The organism is Streptomyces durbertensis (genome assembly GCF_014156695.1).
Taxonomy (GTDB): Bacteria; Actinomycetota; Actinomycetes; order Streptomycetales; family Streptomycetaceae; genus Streptomyces; species Streptomyces durbertensis.
In genome coordinates, this window is sequence record NZ_WMLF01000661.1 from 1 (window position 1) to 2,010 (window position 2,010).

Genomic DNA, 2,010 nt, shown 5'->3' on the forward strand with positions numbered 1-2,010 from the left:
ACCCAACCCACCCGGGACGACGGCCTCGACCCGGGGCCGATCCCCGGCATGGGCCCCGCCGACCGGCGCGCCGTGCGCGGCCCGGCCCCCGGAGTTGGCGCCGACCTCTCCGGCGGACCCGCCTCCGCCACCCTCGCCCTGCTCGCCGCCGGACTCCCCGGTGCCCCCGGCACCCTCCACGGCACACCCGGCACGCTCGCCGGCGAACGCCTTCTCGCCGTGACCTTCAACGACCTCACCCTCGGCGCCGACGTCGAGCGCACCGCCGAACTCGAACGCGCCCGAGGCATCGCCGACAACCCACGCCTGCACCACGTCGTCGTCGCCGCGGCCGAGGAAGGCCTGCCGTACGCGGATCTGGACTCGACCCCGCTCACCGACGAGCCGGGGCCCTCCCTCGTCGCCGCCTCCCGGCACCGGCTGAGACTCTCCGCGGGCAGTGCCGACCAACTCACCGGCTACGGCGCCCGCCAGGTACTCGACGCCCACCCGGCCCGCCTCGCCGACCTGCTGATGGACCGCAAGCGACGCCATCTGCTGCGTCCGGCCGCCGCACTGGCCATGGCGGACGGCGCCTCCGGCGTCTCGCTCGCCGTGCCCTTCACCGTCTACCGGGCCGCCCGGAGGCTCGCACGCACCGCGCAGCGTGACGGCGTGACGGCGGCCGCACGCAGACTGCGCGACGCCCGGCCCGTCGGCGGCCCCGAGGGCGACGCGGTCGGCGCCGCCCAAGGTCCGGGCGTGCTCGCCGCCTCCCTGGCCGCACTCAGCTGGTGCCGGCCCGGGCCCGCGGCGCGCTGGTTGACCGGAGAGGCGCTGGCTGAAGTATCGGTTCGTCTGGAGACGGCCGCGATCCGGACCGCCGGCGGCCTCGGCACCAGGCCGGGAGTGCTGCGTGCCCGCGCCGCACTCGCCCGCCAGGCCGCCGACTACCGCGTGCTGGAACAGGCCGCCGAGGTACGCCACCAGCGTCTGCACGCCCCCTTCCTCGACAACCAGGTCGTGCGCGCGGCCCGCGAACTACCCGAGACCCTGCGGGTCCGCCCCGGCGCACGGGCCGCCGTCCTCCGCGACGTGCTCGCCGGCTCCGGAGTGCACCACCTGCCGGAGGGCTGGGGCGGACCGTCGCCCACCGCCCAGGCCAAGGCAGCCCGTGCCGGCATCCGGTACGCACTCGGCCAACTGACCAGCCTCTTCGAGGCGCCACTCCTGGCCGACGCCGGCCTCATCGAGGCGCGGGTCGTCCGCCGGGCGCTGCGAGCGGCGGCGGACGGCGAACCACTGCCGCTGGACGGACTCGCCGAGATCGTCTCCACCGAGCTGTGGCTGCGCCGGCTGCTCGCCCGTCGCGGCACCTGCTGGACGGGCGCCGACGCGCCCCGGCAGCGCGCGGTCGCCGCCGGCGTCCCGCCCCGCACCGCCCTGTGACGGCCGGAACCTGACGGCGGGGCCTGAGGGCCGGAACCTGACAGCCGGGATCCGGCAGCCTGGACCCGACGCCCGGGACCTGACAGCCGGACAGAGCCTAGCGGCAGTGGATCACCGAGTCCGCCCACGTCGTGAGCGTGGTGAGGGCCAGCGGGCCCTGCGGGTTCACCGTGAGGCGGATCGTCTCCACGCCGTCGAGCGGCACCGACACCCGGACCGGCCCGTCCCCGGGCCGCGCCACATCCGACCGCCACAGCTGCCGCCCGTCACCCTGGACCGCGAACCGCACCGGCCCGCCGCCCACCGTGAGGTCGTCGACGCCGACCCACGCCTCGTAGGTCGTGCACGCGCGGTTGAGGTCGATCGTCACCGTGGACGGCGCGCCGACAGTGATGCCGTGGACGAAGGGACGCCCGTCGAGCGACGGTCCCGTGCGCTGCCAGACCCAGGAACTTCCGGCCAGCCGCACCACCGGTTCCTCACCGTTGCCCAGTAGGTCCCACTCGAGCTGGTTCACCCGGTAGGTCTCCGGAGCCGGGCTGGGCGGCGGCGGAGTGGGCGCGGGGGGCGTCGGTGTCGGCG

2 protein-coding genes are annotated in these 2,010 nt (G+C 76.4%); one reads left to right on the forward strand and one right to left on the reverse strand.

Annotation, left to right across the window (positions count from 1 at the left end; genetic code table 11):
- The coding region (locus tag GL263_RS25650; RefSeq protein WP_182858128.1) for an asparagine synthase-related protein at positions 1 to 1,428 on the forward strand (1,428 nt) is incomplete at its 5' end.
- Positions 1,429 to 1,525: 97 nt separating this feature from the next.
- Here the strand turns inward: GL263_RS25650 and GL263_RS25655 are convergent.
- The coding region (locus GL263_RS25655) for an NPCBM/NEW2 domain-containing protein (RefSeq protein ID WP_194377914.1) at positions 1,526 to 2,010 on the reverse strand (485 nt) is incomplete at its 5' end.